The 18155-nt window shown below is 74.6% G+C and carries 16 protein-coding genes, 5 tRNA genes and 2 pseudogenes; 11 read left to right on the top strand and 12 right to left on the bottom strand.

Going from position 1 to position 18155, the window contains the following annotated elements; all coding sequences use genetic code 11:
• Positions 1-210: a hypothetical protein gene (locus ACFYM6_RS17725; protein WP_387276666.1), complete on the bottom strand. Its 210-nt coding sequence runs from the start codon at positions 208-210 to the stop codon at positions 1-3.
• Positions 211-232: 22 nt separating this feature from the next.
• Positions 233-1228: a biotin synthase BioB gene (bioB, locus tag ACFYM6_RS17730; RefSeq protein WP_387276668.1), complete on the bottom strand. Its 996-nt coding sequence runs from the start codon at positions 1226-1228 to the stop codon at positions 233-235.
• A gap of 176 nt (positions 1229-1404) precedes the next feature.
• On the opposite strand from bioB, the gene ACFYM6_RS17735 reads away from it, so the two are divergent.
• The 4 genes from ACFYM6_RS17735 to ACFYM6_RS17750 all read left to right on the top strand — a co-directional run bounded on the left by ACFYM6_RS17735 (position 1405) and on the right by ACFYM6_RS17750 (position 5754).
• Positions 1405-2541 (top strand): 8-amino-7-oxononanoate synthase, encoded by a 1137-nt coding sequence (locus ACFYM6_RS17735; protein WP_387276670.1) that lies wholly within the window; start codon positions 1405-1407, stop codon positions 2539-2541.
• Between the two features lie 115 nt (positions 2542-2656).
• The gene (gene bioD / locus ACFYM6_RS17740; protein WP_387276672.1) at positions 2657-3385 is read left to right on the top strand and encodes a dethiobiotin synthase; all 729 of its coding nucleotides are present in this window, start codon (positions 2657-2659) and stop codon (positions 3383-3385) included.
• A gap of 54 nt (positions 3386-3439) precedes the next feature.
• The gene (locus tag ACFYM6_RS17745) at positions 3440-5080 is read left to right on the top strand and encodes a sensor histidine kinase (RefSeq protein WP_387276674.1); all 1641 of its coding nucleotides are present in this window, start codon (positions 3440-3442) and stop codon (positions 5078-5080) included.
• Entirely contained in the window at positions 5077-5754 is a 678-nt protein-coding gene (locus tag ACFYM6_RS17750; RefSeq protein ID WP_387276676.1) for a response regulator, read from the top strand. Before ACFYM6_RS17745 ends, ACFYM6_RS17750 begins: the two co-directional genes overlap by 4 nt.
• Before the next feature lie 16 nt (positions 5755-5770).
• Here the strand turns inward: ACFYM6_RS17750 and ACFYM6_RS17755 are convergent, their stop codons facing one another.
• From ACFYM6_RS17755 to ACFYM6_RS17775, 5 genes are all read right to left on the bottom strand, one after another.
• Positions 5771-6595, bottom strand: a complete 825-nt coding sequence (locus ACFYM6_RS17755; protein ID WP_387276678.1) for an ABC transporter permease — start codon at positions 6593-6595, stop codon at positions 5771-5773.
• Complete coding sequence (locus ACFYM6_RS17760) at positions 6592-7524, bottom strand: ABC transporter ATP-binding protein (protein WP_387276680.1); 933 nt, start codon at positions 7522-7524, stop codon at positions 6592-6594. The genes ACFYM6_RS17755 and ACFYM6_RS17760 overlap by 4 nt, the downstream gene beginning before the upstream one ends.
• A 98-nt stretch (positions 7525-7622) precedes the next feature.
• Entirely contained in the window at positions 7623-8792 is a 1170-nt protein-coding gene (locus ACFYM6_RS17765) for a cytochrome P450 (RefSeq protein WP_387276681.1), read from the bottom strand.
• Between the two features lies 1 nt (position 8793).
• Positions 8794-9462: a class I SAM-dependent methyltransferase gene (locus ACFYM6_RS17770; protein WP_387276683.1), complete on the bottom strand. Its 669-nt coding sequence runs from the start codon at positions 9460-9462 to the stop codon at positions 8794-8796.
• Between the two features lie 161 nt (positions 9463-9623).
• Positions 9624-10226: a TetR/AcrR family transcriptional regulator gene (locus ACFYM6_RS17775; RefSeq protein ID WP_387276685.1), complete on the bottom strand. Its 603-nt coding sequence runs from the start codon at positions 10224-10226 to the stop codon at positions 9624-9626.
• 267 nt (positions 10227-10493) lie between these two features.
• Here ACFYM6_RS17775 and ACFYM6_RS17780 point away from each other — a divergent pair.
• The 3 genes from ACFYM6_RS17780 (at position 10494) to ACFYM6_RS17790 (ending at position 10757) form a co-directional block, all read left to right on the top strand.
• A tRNA-Gly gene (locus ACFYM6_RS17780) sits at positions 10494-10566 on the top strand.
• 35 nt (positions 10567-10601) lie between these two features.
• Positions 10602-10672 (top strand) — tRNA-Cys (locus ACFYM6_RS17785).
• A gap of 13 nt (positions 10673-10685) precedes the next feature.
• A tRNA-Val gene (locus tag ACFYM6_RS17790) sits at positions 10686-10757 on the top strand.
• Between the two features lie 74 nt (positions 10758-10831).
• On the opposite strand, the gene ACFYM6_RS17795 is transcribed toward ACFYM6_RS17790, so the two are convergent.
• On the bottom strand, positions 10832-11812 hold the full coding sequence (locus ACFYM6_RS17795) for a helix-turn-helix domain-containing protein (protein WP_387276686.1): 981 nt from the start codon (positions 11810-11812) through the stop codon (positions 10832-10834).
• A 69-nt stretch (positions 11813-11881) separates the two neighbouring features.
• On the opposite strand from ACFYM6_RS17795, the gene ACFYM6_RS17800 reads away from it, so the two are divergent.
• Complete coding sequence (locus ACFYM6_RS17800; RefSeq protein ID WP_387276688.1) at positions 11882-12700, top strand: isocitrate lyase/phosphoenolpyruvate mutase family protein; 819 nt, start codon at positions 11882-11884, stop codon at positions 12698-12700.
• A gap of 94 nt (positions 12701-12794) precedes the next feature.
• On the opposite strand, the gene ACFYM6_RS17805 is transcribed toward ACFYM6_RS17800, so the two are convergent.
• Positions 12795-13034, bottom strand: a complete 240-nt coding sequence (locus tag ACFYM6_RS17805; RefSeq protein WP_073836378.1) for a DUF6458 family protein — start codon at positions 13032-13034, stop codon at positions 12795-12797.
• Between the two features lie 173 nt (positions 13035-13207).
• Here ACFYM6_RS17805 and ACFYM6_RS17810 point away from each other — a divergent pair.
• Positions 13208-13280: transfer RNA gene (locus ACFYM6_RS17810), tRNA-Gly, on the top strand.
• Between the two features lie 57 nt (positions 13281-13337).
• A tRNA-Val gene (locus ACFYM6_RS17815) sits at positions 13338-13412 on the top strand.
• Positions 13413-13540: 128 nt separating this feature from the next.
• Here ACFYM6_RS17815 and ACFYM6_RS17820 read toward each other — a convergent pair.
• Positions 13541-15784 carry an MMPL family transporter gene (locus ACFYM6_RS17820; protein WP_387276690.1) on the bottom strand — a complete coding sequence of 748 codons (2244 nt, stop codon included), beginning with the start codon at positions 15782-15784 and terminating at the stop codon, positions 13541-13543.
• A gap of 714 nt (positions 15785-16498) precedes the next feature.
• On the opposite strand from ACFYM6_RS17820, the gene ACFYM6_RS17825 reads away from it, so the two are divergent.
• Entirely contained in the window at positions 16499-17506 is a 1008-nt protein-coding gene (locus tag ACFYM6_RS17825; protein ID WP_387276692.1) for an NAD-dependent epimerase/dehydratase family protein, read from the top strand.
• Between the two features lie 67 nt (positions 17507-17573).
• Here the strand turns inward: ACFYM6_RS17825 and ACFYM6_RS17830 are convergent.
• Positions 17574-17825 (bottom strand): annotated as a pseudogene (locus tag ACFYM6_RS17830) (nitroreductase); the annotation flags it as partial.
• Positions 17824-18141, bottom strand: a pseudogene (locus tag ACFYM6_RS17835) (ATPase); the annotation flags it as partial. The pseudogenes ACFYM6_RS17835 and ACFYM6_RS17830, both read right to left, overlap by 2 nt.
• Positions 18142-18155: the final 14 nt, after the last annotated feature.

An 18155-nucleotide genomic window follows, 5' to 3' on the forward strand; every position in this document is an offset into this window, starting at 1 on the left:
TCAGCCCCGACTCTCGCCGTGCTCGACGCAGACCGCCGACCAGCCGGTCGGCACGACCTGCACCTTCATCCGCCGGCGGCAGTGGGCGCAGTAGCGCGGCGGCTCCAGCTCGCGCGCCGCCTGGCAGGCCGCGTGCGCGCCGGCGTCGGCCGGCTCACCACAGCGGTCGCACCAGCGCCGCGTCGTCGCGGGCTCGACAAGCTCGGTCACGTCGTCCTCACCGGGTGGGTCTCTACAGGGTCGCCGACAGCGCCTTGACCGGCATCTTCAGCTCGTCCAGCAGCTTCAGGTCGTCGGTCGCCGACCGGCCCAGCGTGGTCAGGTAGTTGCCGACGATGACCGCGTTGATGCCGCCGAGCAGGCCGTCCCGGGTGCCCAGGTCGCCGAGGGTGAGCTCCCGGCCGCCCGCGTACCGGAGGATGGTGCGCGGCATGGCCAGCCGGAACGCGGCGATGGCCCGCAGCGCGTCCTTGCCCGCCACCACCGGACGGTCGCCGAGCGGGGTGCCGGGGCGGGGGTTGAGGAAGTTCAGCGGGACCTCGTGCGGGTCCAGCTCGGCGAGCTGCGCGGCGAACTCGGCCCGCTGCTCCACCGACTCGCCGAGGCCGAGGATGCCGCCGCAGCAGACCTCCATGCCGGACTCGCGGACCATCGTCAAGGTCTCCCAGCGCTCCTCCCAGGAGTGCGTGGTGACCACGTTCGGGAAGTAGGAGCGGCAGGTCTCCAGGTTGTGGTTGTAGCGGTGCACGCCCATCTCGACCAGCTCGTCGACCTGCTCCTGGGTGAGCATGCCCAGCGAGGCGGCGACCTGGATGTCCACCTCCGCCTTGATGGCGGCCACGCCCTCGCGCATCTGCTTCATCAACCGGGCGTCCGGGCCGCGCACCGCGGCCACGATGCAGAACTCGGTCGCCCCGGTCGCCGCGGTCTGCTTCGCCGCCTCGACCAGCGCCGGGATGTCCAGCCAGACCGAGCGGACCGGCGAGGTGAACAGGCCGGACTGGGAGCAGAAGTGGCAGTCCTCGGGACAGCCGCCGGTCTTCAGCGAGACGATGCCCTCGACCTCGACCTCCGGGCCGCACCAGCGCATCCGTACCTCGTGGGCGAGTTGGAGCGCGGCGGGCAGGTGCTCGTCGGGCAGGTTCAGCACGGCGAGGACACCGGCCTCGTCGAGGCCGACGCCGTTCTCCAGCACCCGGGTGCGGGTCTGGTCGAGGATCTCTGGCATGGCTCGTACCCTACAAGGCCGTTCCGAGGGCGGAAACGGCCGAGTCCCGGGCCATGAGCAGGGGCAGACCTGCCTCGGCGAGCCGGGGCGCGCCACGCCGGGGCCGCCCGGCCGGGTGGTAATTTCGCCCGGCGGAAGCGCCCGAGGGGCGACGAACGGCGGGAAGGGGCGCGACGGTGGCGGACTGGCTGGCGGCGCTCGACCGCCGCGCCGAGCTGCGGGCCAAGGCGGGGCTCACCCGTACGCTGCGCCCACGCGCGGCCGGCGACGCCGTGGTCGACCTGGCCGGCAACGACTACCTCGGCCTGGCCACCCACCCGGAGGTCACCGCCGCCGCCGCGGCGGCGCTGACCGCGTACGGGCTGGGGGCCACCGGGTCCCGGCTGGTGCGCGGCTCCACCGACCTGCACCACGCGCTGGAGGACGCGCTGGCCGACTGGCTCGGCGCCGACCGGGCGCTGGTCTTCTCCTCCGGCTACCTGGCCAACCTCGCCGCCGTCCGGGGCCTGGTGCAGCCGCGTACGCTGCTCGTCTCCGACGCGCACAACCACGCCTCGCTGATCGACGGATGCCGGATCTCCGGCGCGGAGACCGTGGTGACCCCGCACGCCGACGTCGACGCGGTGGCCGCCGCGCTGGCCGCCGCCCCGGGCCGGCCCGCGGTGGTGGTCACCGAGTCGGTCTTCTCGGTCGACGGCGACCTCGCCCCACTGGCCGCGCTGCACGCCGTCGCCCGCCGGTATGGTGCCCTGCTGCTGGTCGACGACGCGCACGCGCTCGGCGTCACCGGTCCGGCCGGGGCCGGCGGGGTGGTCGCGGCGGGGCTGGCCGGCGAGCCCGACGTGGTGGTGACCGCCACCCTCTCCAAGGCGCTCGGGGGCGCGGGCGGAGTGGTGGCCGGGCCGGCGGAGTTCGTCCGGCACCTGGTGGAGACCGGCCGCACCTTCATCTTCGACACCGCGCTGCCCCCGGCGGTCGCGGCCGGCGTGCTGGCCGCGGTGCGGCTGGCCCGGGCCGGCGACGAACTGCGCGCCGAGCTCGCCGAGCGGGCCGCCCTCGCGGTACGCCGGCTGGGCGGGGCCGGGCTGGAGGTCTCCGCGCCCGACGCGGCGGTGGTGTCGGTGACGGCGCCCGGCCCGGAGGCGGCGACCGCGTGGGCGGCCGACTGCCGGGACCGGGGCGTGGCGGTGGGCTGCTTCCGGCCGCCGTCCACGCCGGACAGCCGATCCCGGCTCCGGCTCACCATCGGCGCCGGGGTGGCGCGGGCGGACTTCGGCCGGGCCCTGGACGCCATCGTGGAGTGCGCACCGTGAGCGCGAGGAGTGAGCCGGTTTTGCGAGCCCCGCAGTCGCGAACGAAGAGCGGCACCGTGAGCGCGAGGAGTGAGCCGGTTTTGCGAGCCCCGCAGTCGCGAACAGAGGTGGCCTCATGACGAATGGTTGGACCGGGCCGGTGCTGGTGACCGGGACGGACACCGAGGTGGGCAAGACGGTGGTGACCGCGGCGATCGCGACCGCCGCGCAGGCCGCCGGGCTGCGGGTGGCGGTGGTCAAGCCCGGCCAGACCGGTACGGCCACCGGTGAGCCCGGCGATGTGGACTCGGTGATCCGGCTGGCCGCCCCGCTCACCGGCCGGACCTTGGCCAGCTATCCGGACCCGCTCGCCCCGCTGGCCGCGGCCCGGGTCGCCGAGCTGCCGCCGCTGGAGCTCTACACCGCCGTCGACGCGATCCGCGAGGAGACCGACAAGCACGATCTGGTGCTCGTGGAGGGGGCCGGCGGGCTGCTCGTACCGATGGGGCTGCGGCCGTCGGGTGAGCCCTGGACGGTGGCCGACCTGGCGGTGTCGCTGGGCGCGCCGGCCGTGGTGGTGGCCCGCGCCGGGCTCGGCACGCTGAACCACACCGCCCTCACCCTGGAGGCGCTGGACCGCCGGGCGGTCCCCGCCGGGGTGGTCATCGGGGCCTGGCCGGCCGAGCCGGAGCTGGTGCACTGGCTCAACCTGTCCGACCTGGTGCCTAACCTGCTGGGCGCGGTGCCGATGGGCGCCGGCGCGATGGACCCGGGGGTGTTCCGCCGGTCCGCCCCGGGCTGGCTCACCCCCGCGCTGTACGGGGTGCTCGACGACTGGCGGGCCTGGGCCGAGGACGCGAGCTGACCACCTGACTTTCGTCGGTGCCCGGTCCGGCCGGCCGTCGGTACCGTGGCCGCCGTGGAACTGCGCTGGTGGTGGGCGGGACGCCCGGACCCCGACCGCGGGCCGACCGGCCGGCGGTGGGTCGGCGACCTGCTGCTGTGGGCCGCGGTGTCGGCGCCGGTGGCGTACGCCGGGGTCACCCCGCCCTATCCCCGGTACGCGGTGCCGCTGCTGGTCGGGTCGCTGGCGCTGCTCGCCCTCGCGGTGGCGCTCGGCCGGCGGCTGCCCCTGGCGGCGTTGGTGGCGGTGGTGTTCGGCTCGCTGCTCGACGGCAACTTCGTCTTCGCCATCCCGGTGTTCAGCTTTCTCGCGGGGCGGCGCAGCACCGGCACCGGGCGACCGGCAGCGGTCTTCGGCGCCATCGCGGTCGGCGGGAGCGCGCTCAACCTCGGGCTGCTCGGCACCGAGCCGGAGACCTGGTTCCTGCTGGCCTCGGTGCTGCTCTTCGCCGGGGTGTTCCCCTGGCTGCTCGGGCGGCACCGGCGGCAGCAGCGGGCGCTGGCGCAGGCGGAGCGGCGGCATGCCGAGGCGGAGGAGCGTGAGCGGCGCAGCGCGGTCGACCGGATCCGGCTGCGGGAACGGGCCCGGATCGCCCAGGAGATGCACGACTCGCTGGGCCACGACCTGAGCCTGATCGCGTTGCGCGCCGCCGCGCTGGAGGTGGCACCCGACCTGGCTCCCGCGCACCGGGCCGCGGCCGGGGAGCTGCGCGTCAGCGTGGCCGCGGCCACCGAGCGGCTGCGCGAGATCATCGGCGTGCTCCGGGAGGACCGGCCGGGCTCGCTGCGACCGGCCGGCGAGACCGTGGCGGAGCTGGTGGACGGGGCCCGCGACGCGGGGATGACGGTCGCGCTGCGGGCCGCTGGGGACGTCGGCGCGCTGCCTCCGCTGGCCGCGCACACCGTCCATCGGGTGGTGCGCGAGGCGCTGACCAACGCCGCCCGGTACGCGCCCGGCGCCGCGGTGTCCGTCACCGTCGAGCGGACCGGCGACGAGGTGGTGGTCGGCGTGGTGAACGCGGCACCGCCGACCGGGCCGCTGCCGGGGCCGGCGTCCGACGGCAGCGGTCTGCTCGCCCTGCGCGAGCGGGTCCGCCTCGCCGGCGGGGCGCTCGACGCGGAGCCCCGGGACGGCGGCTTCCAGGTCTCCGCACGGCTGCCGCTGACCGCCGACGCGACGGCCGGCGCGGACACTCGGCCCCTCCCGGCCGCGGTGCCCGACGGTGCGGCGCCCGGAGCAGGCGGTGTGGCGCGCCGGACCGACGGCGGGCCGGACGCGAGCGGCCCCGGCCGAGCGTCGGGCGAGCAACCCGGGGAGGAGGCACGGCGGCTGCGGGACGCCCGCCGCCGGGTGCGGCGCAGCCTGCTGATGGCGTTCGGCGCGCCGGCCGTTCTCGGGCTCGTGCTCGCCCTGGTCTACTACCCGCTCGCCACGGCGGGTGCGGTGCTCGATCGGGCCGGGTATGAGCGGCTGCGGGTCGGCGACCCAAGGGACGGCCTCGGGTTGCCCCGCCGGCAGGCGGCCCCGCCGACGGCGGACGACGACCCCGGGGCATGTGAGTACTACACCGATGGCAACTTCCCCTTCGCGGAGCCGACCTGGCGGCTCTGCTTCTCCGAGGGCCGGCTGGTCAGCAAGGAGCGGATCGCGCAGTGACCGACGACCATGGGCACCCCTTGCGGGTGGTGCTCGCCGACGACGAGGCGATGGTCCGCGCCGGGGTGCGTGCCATCCTGGCCGCCGACCCGGCGATCGAGGTGGTCGGCGAGGCCGGCGACGGCCACGCGGCGGTGGAGCTGGTCCGCGCCCGCCGGCCCCGGGTGGCGCTGCTGGACATCCGGATGCCCAGGTGGGACGGGATCAGCGCGGCGGCGGAGATCCGCCGGCTGGTGCCGGAGACCGCCACGCTCATGCTGACCACCTTCGGTGAGGACGACCTGATCGCCCGGGCGCTCGGTCAGGGGGCGAGCGGGTTCCTGCTCAAGTCGGGTGATCCCCGGGAGTTGCTCGCCGCGATCCGGGCGGTGGCCGACGGTGGGGCGTACCTGTCGCCCCGGGTGGCGCGCCGGGTGATCGAGCTGAGCGGCGGGCGGATGGCGCGGGGGCCGCAGGCCCGGGACCGCCTCGCCGGGCTGACCGACCGGGAGCGGGAGGTGCTGGCCCTGGTCGGGGCGGGACTGTCCAACGCCGAGATCGGCCGCCGGCTGCACCTCGTCGAGGGCACCGTGAAGAGCTACCTGACCAGCATCTTCACCAGACTGGACGTACGCAACCGGGTGCAGGCGGCGATCCTCGCGTACGAGGCGGGGCTGGTGCCGCCGTCCGGGTGACCAGCCCCGCCCTCGCTCACGCGTCCCGGCGGCCCAGCGCGTACCGGCCGAGCAGCAGCGCGGCCACCGCCCAGCCGGCGAGCAGCAGCAGCCCCACCGCCGCCGGGTACGGCTCGGTGTCCCCGGCCAGGAAGTGGCTGCCGGCGACGCCCGGGAAGCCGTCGGCGATCCGGGTGAGCACGGTGATCCCCGGTTCCTGCAGCGACAGCGGCACGATCATCAGCAGGGCGAAGAGCACGGTCAGGGTGAGCACCGCGCCGCGCAGCGCCGCCGCCAGCCCGAGCGCCAGCACGCCGACCAGCGCGAGGTACGCGGCCGAGGCGGCCACGTCGCCGAGGGTTCCGCCGAGCGGGGCGCGACCCCACTCGCCGAGCACCGGCCGGGCGACCGCCGCGCCGACGCCGCCGAGCAGCAGCCCGACCAGGAACGTCACGACGCCGACCACGACCGCCTTGGCCAGCAGTGCGCGGCCGCGGGACGGGGTGCAGCGCAGCGTTGTGCGGATGGTGCCGGTGGCGTACTCGCTGGTGACGGCGAACAGCCCGAGGGCGAGGACGACGTACTGGGTGAGTTCCAGCGAGCCGGTCACGATGTCGCCGACCGGCAGGATGCCCGGGTTGACCGTCGGGTCGTCGTCGGTGTTGGCGTTGACGGCGTAGATGGCGAGCTGGGCAGCGGTGGCCGCCATGGTCAGCGCCGCCGCCAGCAGCGTCCACCAGGTGGACCGGACCGACCACAGCTTGGTCCACTCGGCGGCGACGGCGCCGGCGAACGGGCCGGTCGTCGGGGCGGTCCGGGATGCCGGCCGGGCGGTCGGCGGGAGGGTGGGCAGGGTGGTCATCGGGCCTCGTTTCCGGCCGGGCCGGCGGCGTACTCGACGCTGTCGGCGGTGAGTTCCAGGAACGCCTCCTCCAGCGAGGCGGCCACCGGGGTCAGCTCGTGCAGCCGCACCCCCAGCTCGTACGCCAGGTCACCAACCCGGTCGGCGGAGGCGCCGGTGACGGTCAGGCCGTCCGTGTCGTATGCGGTCACGGTCGCCCGCTCGGCGGTCAGCCGGGCGCCCAGCGCCGCCAGGCCGGCCGGTTCGGGGCCGCGTACCCGGACCGACGCGGCCGGGCCGGCGATCAGCTCGGCCAGCGGCGCGTCGGCGACGAGCCGACCCTTGCCGAGCACGATGACCCGGTCGGCGGTCTGCTGCATCTCGCTCATCAGGTGGCTGGAGAGCAGGACGGTCCGTCCTTCGTCGGCGAGGGTCCGGGTGAGCCGGCGGATCCACCGCACCCCGTCCGGGTCGAGGCCGTTGACCGGCTCGTCGAGCAGCAGCACGGGCGGGTCGCCGAGCAGCGCGCCGGCGATCCCGAGCCGTTGGCCCATGCCCAGCGACAGTGCCCGTCCCGGCTTGTCGGCGGCGCGCCCGTCCAGCCCGACCAGGTCGAGCACCTCGGCCACCCGGCGGGCCGGGATGCCGTTGCTGCGGGCCATCGCCCGCAGGTGGGACCGGCCGGAGCGGGTCGGGTGGATGCCGGTGGCGTCCAGCAGCGCGCCCACCTCGTGCAGCGGGTGCCGCAGTTCCCGGTACGGCCGGCCGTTGACCAGGGCCGCTCCGGCGGTCGGCCGGTCCAGCCCGAGCACCATCCGCATGGTGGTGGACTTGCCCGCGCCGTTGGGGCCGAGGAAGCCGGTCACCTGCCCCGGTCCGATGTCGACGGTCAGGCCGTCGACCACGGTCGCCGTCCCGAACCGTTTCGTCAACCCACGTAGTGTGATCATGCTCCGACGCTAGGCAACGGGCGGGTGGCGGCACCGCTGCCGATCGGCGGCGACCCACCCTGACTTTCGTCAGGCCCGGGCCCGCACCCTCGGGCGGCTCAGGCCCGGCGCACCACGAACGCGTCCGGCATCCGGAAGGTGAGGTTGTCCGGGCACCACGGCGGGCGGACCACGGTCACCCCGTCGAGCAGCGGCGCCGCCTCGGCGACCACCACCGATGCCTCCATCCGGGCCAGCTGCGCCCCCACGCAGCGGTGCGCCCCGGCCCCGAAGGCGAGGTGGCGCCGGGAGCCGCGCTGCCCCGGCCGGAACTCGTCCGGCGCGGCGACCACCTCCGGGTCCCGGCCGGCCCGGGCCAGCCAGGCCACGATGCTGGTGCCGGCCGCGACGGGGGTGCCGCCCAGCGTGGTGTCCACCGCCGCCACCCGTCGCCAGGTGACGATCGGCGGCTCCATGCGCAGCCCCTCCTCGACCACGTCGGCGACCGGGATCTCGCCGGCGCGCAGCCCGGCGCGGACCGACGGTTCGCCGGTCAGCCGGTGCAGCAGCAGGGTGAGGAACTGCGAGGTGGTCTCCTGGCCGGCGACCAGCAGGAAGAAGAGCGCGCCGACGACCACGTCGGGGGAGTGCCCGGCGTCGCGCAGCCGGGCGGCCAGCCCGCCACCGGTCGCGGCGAACGCGCGCAGCACGGTGTGGAACCGGCCGACCTCGGCGGCGAGCGCGAGCTGCCGGTCCTCGGCCAGCGGGGCCCAGAACAGCTCCAGGGCGGCCCGGGCGAAGTCCTTGACCGCGCCGACCGGGGCGTCCGGCAGCTCCACCAGGCGGCCCAGCACCAGCAGCGGCAGGTCGGCGGCGAGTTCGGCGTACAGGTCGACCGCCTCGCCCGCGTCGAGGGCGGTGGCGAGCCGGGCCACCCGCCGCCGGACCAGGTCGGTCAGCCAGGGCTGCTGCGCGGCCACCCGGGTGGGGTGCAGCGCGTCGGCGACGATGCCGCGGATCTCCGGGTGGCTGGAACCCGAGTTGTTGGCCAGGGTCGGGGGGAGCCGGAACCGGTGGCCGGCGAGGACCCGCAGGGCGGCCACCGGGATCGGGGTCACCGCGTCGAGGGCGTTGTCCGGCCGGAACGTCGCCGGGTCGGTGAGCAGCTGCCGGACCAGGGCGTGCCGGGTCACCACCAGATGCGGCACGCCGACGTGGTCGACCACCGTGGCCACGTCGGGCCACCGGCCCTCGACGGACTCCCAGCCCCGGAACAGCACGGGCGTCACGCTAGTGGGCGGCTCCCGGTGGAGCCGGGTTCAGCTCCCACACCGTGGTGTGCTTCACCCGTACGCTCTCCAGCGCCTCCGGCACCGGCACGTCGTAGGCGGCCAACTGGTGGAAGCGCTCGCGGGGCAGGAACGCCCGGCCCGGGTCGCCGACCAGCACCCGGGCCCCGGACCGGGCGGCCCGGAGCAGGAAGCGCAGCATCCGCCGCGCCATCGCCTCGCTGTAGAAGACGTCCCCGGCGAGCACCACCTCGGCGCCGCCGGCATCCTCGTCGAGGATGTCGCCGAGTTCGGCGTCGACGCGTACCCCGTTTGCCTCGGCATTGAGCGCGACGGCCGCGACCGCCCGCTCGTCCACCTCGACGGCCCGCACGGACGCCGCGCCGGCGCGGGCGGCGGCGATGGCGACCAGGCCGGATCCGGTGGCGAGATCGAGCACCCGCCGCCCGGCGACCAGGTCGGGGTGGTCGGTGACGTGCCGGGCGAGCGCCTGCCCGCCGGCCCAGGCGAAGGCCCAGAACGGTGGGGGTTGGGAGCTGTGGAACTCGCCCTCGGTCAGCTCCCAGAGCCCGATGGGCTCGTCGGCCTGGTGCAGCCGCACCTCGGGGACGAAGGCGACCGGGGCGAGCCGGGCGTGCAGCCGGACGAAGGCCGCGGACAGGTCGGACACCGGCTGATTCTGTCGTACGCCTCGACGCCGCCCGCCGGCGCTCCCAGGCGGGTCGCGGCGCGGGCGTGACCGCTTCACCACGGTCCGTGAGGCTGCCCCGCAGTTGGCGATCCGTGCGAACACGCCCGTCTACCGCCTGATCGAGGGCCGGACGGTCGACATCAGTCGAGCTGGGCCGGCTCCAGGCCCAGCTCACGGGCGGCCACCAGCCGGACCCACTCGGCGATCTGCCGCCGGGTGATCACGCGCTCGTGCACCGAGAGCTGCACGGCGAGGCCGTCCATCACGGCGCTGATCCGCCACGCCGCGCCCGCCGGGTCGGGGCAGTCGAAGGTGCCGTCGGCGACCCCGTCGGAGATCACCGCGGCGAGGTCCTGCCGCCACCGCAGGTCGAGCCGGCGGGAGAGCTTCTCCAACTCGGGGGTGCGCAGCGATTCCGCCCAGCCGTCGATCCAGATGGACCAGGAGGTCGACCGGCCGGTCGGGGCGTAGAGGCGCAGCATCCGGCGCAGCTTGGCCAGCGGCGGGGCGGAGGAGCGGAGCACCGCGTCGAGCCGGGCCAGGTCCTGCTCGACGGCGTACGCGAACGCCTGCGCGAGCAGCCGGTCCTTGGTGGCGAAGTGGTAGAAGACCAGCGCCTGGCTGACGCCGGCGGCCTCCGCCACGTCGGCCGTGCGGGTGTTGGCGATTCCACGTTCCGCGATCACGTCACAGGCCGTGCGGAGCAGGGCATCCAGGCGGATCTCGGCGGCGCGTCTCGTCACGATCGCTACCGTAGCCCATCGGTTTGACCACGGGGAGTTACCGACGCGGCCGGTCGTACGGCCAACAGTCGGAAGCCGGACAGTCCCGGCCGGCGTGTCGCCGGGGCGATCCTTCCACCCGGCCCCAACGCAGGCACCTGCCTCCTAGGAAGCTTTCCCGGCGGGGTGGGTCGTCACCCGAACGCGCCCGGAAAACAGACCCGATTTGGCAACCGTTCCCCGGCTCGGCTAAAGTTCTCATCCGTCGCCGGTTAACACCGGGGGCACGCGGACGTAGCGCAGCTGGTAGCGCATCACCTTGCCAAGGTGAGGGTCGCGGGTTCGAATCCCGTCGTCCGCTCGGAGCTGCCGCCACGCATGATCGGGGGCAACCTCGGTGGAGTGGCCGAGAGGCGAGGCAACGGCCTGCAAAGCCGTGTACACGGGTTCAAATCCCGTCTCCACCTCGGCAGTAGACGAGGGCGATTGGCGCAGTGGGAGCGCGCTTCCTTGACACGGAAGAGGTCACTGGTTCAAACCCAGTATCGCCCACTTCGATGAGCAGAAGGCTCGTCACCGGACACCGGTGACGAGCCTTCCTGTTTCTCCGGCCCGTCGGCCGCCGCTCAGGCCGACGCGGTCAGCAGCGCCTCCGCCACCGCCGTCCGGCTGCTCAGCAGGGATCGGCCCTGCCGGTGCGTCACCACCAGGCCGGCCGCGCGCAGCGCGGTGAGGTGCTGCGACACGCCGGCCGGGGACAGACCCGTGTGCCGGGCCAACTCGGTGGTCGACCGAGGTGCGTCCAGCGCCGCGAGCAGCCGGGCCCGCCCCCGCCCGAGCACGGCGCCCAGCGCGTCCGGCGCCGTCGGCGGGCAGGCCCACAGCGCGCCGAGGCCCCGGGCCGGGTACGCCAGCTGCGGCACGTCCCCGGCGGCGATGCTGAGCACGGACGGCCAGACGAAGACCGACGGCACCAGGACCAGCCCGCTGCCGTCGGGCACGTCCGCAGCGGTGCAGTGCCGCTGGCTGATCAGTAGGGCGTCGCCCTCCCAGCGGACCCGCTCGTGCAGGTCGTTGAGGAGCCCGGCCGCGCCGTCCTCGGCCAGCCGGCGGGCCCGCCGGAACACCTCCGCCTCGAGCAGGGCCCGGATCCGGAGCCAGTCGCCGGCCAGGGCCAGCCGCCAGTACGCCTCGATCTCGTCGGCGAGCCGGTGCAGCCCGTCCTCCGGGTCGGCGTAGAGGGCGGACAGCGCCGGTGGCCGGGGGCCGGGGTACAGGTCCAGGTGGGCGCGGACGGTCCCGGGCGGGGTGCCGCGCAGCGCGGCCAACTCCTGCCCCAGGTCGGGGGTCAGGCCGGCGGGCGGCGGGGTGAGGAAGTCGGCCAGGTAGCCGGGCGCGGGCGGGACGAGGTGCCAGAGCAGGCCGCGGTCCGGGCCGATCAGGTGCGCCTCGGCCAGGCGCGGCCGGACCCGGTTCACCCAGGGCAGGTGGATCGCGTGCTGACCGGGGTCGCGCAGCACCCGCACACTGGCGACGGTCTCCCAGAGGCAGGAGAGCGCGAATCGGACCCGCGCCACGGCGCCCGCCGACAGGCCGATCGCGACCATGCCGCCTCCTTCGTTTCAGCTGGGACTGAAACATTACGGCGGCCGGCGGCACGGACCCAGACTGGCCGGGTGAACAATCACCACAGTCAAGCCCTGCACTTCCGTTCCCTGCACGTCCCCGGCGAGCCGCTGGTCCTGGTCAACGCCTGGGACGCCGCCAGCGCCCGGATCGCCGCCGCCGCCGGAGCCCGGGCGGTCGCCACCACCAGCGCCGGCGTCGCCTGGAGCCTGGGCGCCCCGGACGGCGACGCGCTCGGCCGCGTCGCCGCCGTCGACCTGGTCCGCCGGGTCGTCGCGGCGGTGCCGTTGCCGGTCACCGCCGACATCGAATCCGGGTACGGCGACACCGCCGACGAGGTCGCCGTGACCGTCGAGGCGGTAATCGCGGCGGGCGCGGTCGGGGTGAACGTCGAGGACGCCCGGCACGACGGGCAGGCGCCGCTGCGCGCGGTCGACGAGCAGTGTGCCCGGCTGGCCGCCGTCCGGGCCGCCGCGGACCGGGCCGGGGTCCCGTTGTACGTCAACGCGCGCGTCGACACGTTCCTGCGGGGCGCCGGTGGCATCCCGGAGACGGTGGCGCGGGCAAAGGCCTACCTGGCCGCCGGCGCCGACGGGGTGTTCGTGCCGGGCACGGTGGACCCGGCGACGGTGACCGCCCTGGTCGAGGCGATCCCGGCCCCGCTGAACGTGCTGGCCGGGCCCGGCGCCCCAGCGGTGCCGGAACTAGCGAAGCTGGGGGTGGCCCGGGTCAGCCTCGGCTCCTCGGTCGCCGAGGCCGCGTACGCGGTGGCCCGCCGGGCCGCCGTCGAGGCGTTGGCCACCGGGACGTACGGCGCGCTGGCCGACGCCCTCGACTACGGCACGCTGAACGAGCTGATGCGCGGCTGACCGGGCCGGAAGGGGTGCCGGCCGCGCTGGCCGGCACCCCCGTACGCGTATCCCTGGTCCCGGGCCGATCAGTTCCGTCGATTCCCTCGACGGGTCACAGCGGTGGGGCGATGTCCCGACGCTCGTCGACCCGCCGGTACTCCACCGGCTCGGCCGTGGTGACCACCTCGCGGCGACGGCCCCAGACCAGCGTGGTCATGATCAGGCCGAGTACGCCGGCCGCCATCAGGATCCAGCCGACGACGTCCAGGCTGACCCCGCCGATGTGGGCGTTCAGCGCGAAGGTGAGGATCGCGCCGACGGCGATCAGGAAGATGCTGGTACCGATTCCCACGACAGCCTCCTTCGGGGGACGGGTTGTGCTGTCGAGTGCAGTCAGTACCCCGACGGCGACCAGCGCAATCACCGGGCGTGGCGACACGGCCGGGCGGGCGGGTGGGGCCTCCCGCGCGGCGATCTTGTCATCGGGTACAGTTCTACCCGTCGCCGACGCGAGCCGGCGACAACGCGGACGTAGCGCAGCTGGTAGCGCATCACCTTGCCAAGGTGAGGGTCGCGGGTTCGAATCCCGTCGTCCGCTCGCGATCCGCCCCTCGCGGGGCGACCGCCGCCGGTGTGTCAACCCCGGCGAGCGCTCGGGCGATTGGCGCAGTGGGAGCGCGCTTCCTTGACACGGAAGAGGTCACTGGTTCAAACCCAGTATCGCCCACCAACGGTTGTCAGCGGGCCCGGCGTCAGTCGGCGCCGAGCACGATGATGCTGCCCTCGCCCACCCGGCGACAGCCGGCACCGCAGCGGACCCGCGCCGCGACGCCATGGCGCGGGTCCGCTCTGCCACCTCTAGCTCACCGGGACCGGCTCGCGGGCGGGCGCCGGGTGCTCCTCCTTCTCCTCGGCCACCTCGCCGTGCGACAGCGTGGGCAGCCAGTTGAGCCAACTCGGCAGATACCACGCCCGGTCGCCGAGCAGCTTCATGGTGGCCGGCAGCAGGACGGCGCGCACGATGGTGGCGTCGATCAGGATGGCCACCGCCAGGCCCACGCCCATCTGCTTGAAGCTGAGCAGCGACATGGTGCCGAACACCGCGAACACCGCCACCATGATCAGCGCGGCGTTGGTGACCACGCCCGCCGATGCCTTGATGCCGTGGGTGACCGCCCGCTCCGTGGACATCCCGCTGTCGTACGCCTCGCGGATCCGGCTGAGGATGAAGACCTGATAGTCCATCGACAGCCCGAACAGGATGACGAAGAGGAACAGCGGCAGCCAGTTGACGATCGCCCCCGGCGTGAAGCCGAGCAGGTCCGCGCCGTGCCCGTGCTGGAACACGAGCACCAGCACGCCGTAGGCGACGGCCACCGAGAGCAGGTTGAGCACGATCGCCTGGATCGCCACCATGATTGACCGGAAGCTGCTCAGCAGCAGGAAGAACGCCAACAGCAGCACGAAGACGAGGACCAGCGGAGCGGTGCGGGACATCTGCCGGTTGAAGTCCACGGTGGCGGCCATCGCGCCGGTGACGTACGCCTGCGTGTCCGGCTGCGCGCCGACGGTCTCGGGCACGATCGTCTCCCGCAGCGCCGTCACCGACTTGCGGCCCTGCTCGCCGTAGCCGATGCTCAGCGAGACCGTGGCCACCGTCTTCGCCGGATTCACCTGCACGCTCACCGGTTCGTGCGCCACGCCCGTGGCCAGCGCCCGATCCTTCAGCCGCCCGATCGCCTCCTGCATCGCGGGGCTGGACACGTCCGGCGCCTGGACCGCCACGGTGGCCGGCTCGTTGCCGCCCGGGAAGGCCCGGTCGATCGCTTTGAACGTGGCCGCGATCGGATAGTCGCCCTGCAGGTCGTCGATGCCGGGCTGGCCGAGCCGCATCCCGACGGCGGGCACCGCCAGCGCGACGAGCAGGCCCACGGTCAGCACGGTGGACAGCCACGGACGGCGCAGCACGCCGGTGAGGATGACGTTCCACACCCGGCCGCCGCCCGCCCGGCCGCCCAGCCGCCGCGCCCAGGTGACCCGGCCACGGGTGACCACCCGGACGATCCCGTGGATCACCCGGGCGTCGACAGCGTCGCCGAACACCGCCAGCGTCGCCGGGAGCACGGTCACCGAGGCCACCATGGCGGTCAGGACGACCAGGATCGTGCCCTGCGCGAAGCCCATGAACACGCCGTGGTCGGTGAGGAACATGCCGGCCATCGCCACGATCACGGTGACGCCGGAGATCAGCACCGCCCGGCCCGAGGTGGCCGCGGCGATCTCCAGCGCCCGCTCCTTCGACCGTCCCTTCGCCCGCTCCTCCCGCTCCCGCCGCACGTAGAACAGGGAGTAGTCCACGCCCACGGCCAGCCCGATCAGCAGCATCAGGTTGGTCGTCGTGTCGGCCACGTGCAGCACCTTGCTGGCCAGGGCGAGCAGACCGGTGGCGGCGAAGAACGCGGTCATCGACACCCCGAGCGGGATGAGCATGGGCAACAGGGTGCCGAAGGCGATCAGCAGGATGATCGCGGTGATCGGCAGCGACAGCGCCTCGGCCCGCTGGAAGTCCTCGTTGACCGCCACGCCGGCCAGCCGCTGCATGCTGGCCGCGCCCGCCTGCTCCACCCGCAGGTCGGCGTGCCGGGCCTGGACGCCGGCGACCGCGTCGAGGACCGGCTGGACCCGCTCGTCCGCGGTGTCGCCGGCGCCGGTCATGTCGAACAGCACCAGCGCCGTGGTCCCGTCGGCGGTCCGCGGCGCCGGGGCGGCCGGGTCGTACGGCGTGCGCAGGTGCTCCACCTGGCCGGTGGCCTGGACCGCGCTCGCGACGTCCCGCACCACTTGGCGGAACTCGGGGCTGTCCACGGTGATCCGCCCGTCGCGGGCCTGGACCAGCACCATCTCACCCGCCACGTCCGGGAAGCCGGCCTCGTCGATGATCTGCTGGGCCCGCCGCGAGTCGCCGTTCTGGCCCTCGTAGCTCTTCATCGGGGTGGTGCCCACCGCGTTGCCGACAACGGTGGCGAGCACCACGAACGCCAGCCAGAGCAGAATCGCCCACCACCGGTGACGTGCGCTCCACCCGCCGACACGGGCAGCCACATTCTTCGTTTCCCTGGCCCGTTCCCTGGTCAATGTCGGCCTCCGCCGTCTTTGATGAACGCTTGTTGTGGTCTGCGCGCCCCACCACGCGCGTCTTCGCCAGTTCGACCGCCGCTCGTCCTCGTGGCGTACGCCGTCGAGCTCCGGCGATCGACTGAAGCAACCGTTCCTCGAGGCCGCCTCGACGCCGTCCACAGCAACCGCCGTCCCGGTACGCACGGCGGCCGGCGCCGGTCACCCTCGCCCCAAGCCCGCCGTGCGCCCGGCCCGCCCGTGCGTCGCGGTTGTCTTCGGGTACGAACCCGCGTCGCTTTCGGATCTTGGGCGGTTTCCGTTCGGGAGACGGTAACTGTCCACGATGCGGCGTCGTGCTGTTGTGACGGGTGCTTGGTTGATCCACTCCAGGTCGGGTACCCGGCGGTATCCCATAGCGTCGATACCGCCACATCCCGTAAACGGAGTCGGACACCGCCCAGCCGGAGCTTGGGAGGTCGGGATGCCCGGGCTGGGACTGGGCAGTCGATCACGCGCAACGGGCCGCCGGGAGGCCGGAAGCGCCTGGCCAGGGCCACGGGGGCCGGACCAGGGGGACGAGGCAGGGATCTCCGGGAGCGCCGGGCTTCGGCCGGCCGGCGGAGGGTTTCTGCCGTGGGCAGATCCGCTCACCGTGAACGTTGCTCGCTGACGGGTCGAACAGGGGGCAGGGTGGGGCGTATGAGACTGCTGGTGTTGGGCGGGACGGGATTCGTCGGTGGGGCCGTGGTGGCCGAGGCGGCACGCCGGGGCTGGTCGGTGACGTTGTTCAATCGGGGGCTGCACGGTGACGTGCCGGTGGGCGTACGCCGGTTGCGGGGGGACCGGACGGCGCCGGACGGGTTGGCAGCGCTCGCCGGCGGTGAGTGGGACCTGGTCGTGGACACCTGGGACGGCGCGCCCCGGGCGGTGCGGGACGCGGCCCGGGTGCTGGCCGACGCGGTGCCGCACTACGTCTACGTCTCCAGCGGGTCGGTCTACGCCGAGCCGGTGCCGCCCGGCGTGGGCGAGGAGGCACCAATCGTCGACGCTGCGGCCGACGCGGTCGACGGCGACTATCCGCAGCTCAAGGCGGGCGGGGAGCGGGCCGCGGTCGAGGTGTACGGCGAGCGGGCGTTGCTGGCCCGGGCCGGGCTGATCCTCGGGCCGGGCGAGGACATCGGGCGGCTGCCGTGGTGGTTGCAGCGGATCGCCCAGGGCGGGCCGGTCCTGGCTCCGGGGCCACGCGACCTGCCGCTGCAGTACGTCGACGCGCGGGACCTTGCGATCTGGCTGCTGGATCGAGGTGCCGAGGGCGTCGGTGGGGCGTACAACGTGGTGAGCCGGACCGGGCACGCGACGATGGGTGAGCTGCTCGACGCGGCCGTCGTGGCGACCGGCGCGGACGCCAGCCTGCACTGGACGGACCCGGAGCCGATCCTGGCCGCGGGCGTGGAGCCCTGGAACGACCTGCCGATCTGGATTCCGTCGGGCCACCCGTACCGATGGTTGCAGGAGCGGGGCGTGGAGCGGGCGTACGCGGCGGGGCTGGTCTGTCGGCCGGTGGCCGAGACGGTCGCCGACACCTGGCGCTGGCTGCGCGCGGTGGGCCAGGTGCCGCCCCGCGCCGGGCGGCCGGCCCGGGCGGCGGTCGGGCTCGACCCGGAGCGGGAGGCGAAGCTGCTGGCCGGGTTCACCCCGACGGCCTGACCAGCGCCGGACTTGCTGGCCGCCGTGCTTAGGCGCGATGCCAGGACTCGGACCGGGCGCGGCGGGGTCAGGCCGGCACCACGGGCAGGTCGAGCACCTCGTCGACGGGGCGGCGCGGGGTGGCGGCGCCGGGCTGGCCGTAGCCGATCCGCATCACCATCTGCGGGGTGCCGAACCGGCCCAGGGACAGCCGGAGCGCCTCCCGCGGCCCGGGCACCTCGATCGGCTGGGAGATCAGCGACACGCTGAGCCCGGCGTCGGTGGCGGTGAGCAGCACCCGTTGCAGGGCCTGGCCGGCGATGACCTGGTCGGCGGCGGAGCAGGCCGAGCACCCCGCGGCCGTGCGGCAGCTCGCCGATCTTCGCGTGCAGCTCCTCGCTGATGCCGTGGATGATGAAGTCGTGCAGCAGCCGGTCCGGGCCGATCACGCCGAGCGCGCCGTACTTCGCGCCGACCAGTTCGCACGCCGACTGCACGATCCGCTGCAGGGTGCTGCGCAGGTCGAGGTCGGTGCCGATGCCGACCACCGCGTCGAGCAGGGCGCGCAGCCGTTCCCGGCTGGTCACCACCTCGCCGACCCGGTCGAGCATCTCCTGCAGCAGCTCGTCGAGCCGGACCCGGGACAGCGGGGTCAGCCCCAGGGACGGGG

Source organism: Micromonospora sp. NPDC006431 (genome assembly GCF_042870725.1).
Classification (GTDB): Bacteria; Actinomycetota; Actinomycetes; order Mycobacteriales; family Micromonosporaceae; genus Micromonospora.

Coding starts and splice junctions, on each gene's coding strand:
- bioB (WP_387276668.1), bottom strand. CDS start 1,228: ATGCCAGAGATCCTCGACCAGACCCGCACCCGGGTGCTGGAGAACGGC.
- ACFYM6_RS17795 (WP_387276686.1), bottom strand. CDS start 11,812: ATGGTCGCGATCGGCCTGTCGGCGGGCGCCGTGGCGCGGGTCCGATTC.
- ACFYM6_RS17825 (WP_387276692.1), top strand. CDS start 16,499: ATGAGACTGCTGGTGTTGGGCGGGACGGGATTCGTCGGTGGGGCCGTG.
- ACFYM6_RS17755 (WP_387276678.1), bottom strand. CDS start 6,595: ATGACCACCCTGCCCACCCTCCCGCCGACCGCCCGGCCGGCATCCCGG.
- bioD (WP_387276672.1), top strand. CDS start 2,657: ATGACGAATGGTTGGACCGGGCCGGTGCTGGTGACCGGGACGGACACC.
- ACFYM6_RS17760 (WP_387276680.1), bottom strand. CDS start 7,524: ATGATCACACTACGTGGGTTGACGAAACGGTTCGGGACGGCGACCGTG.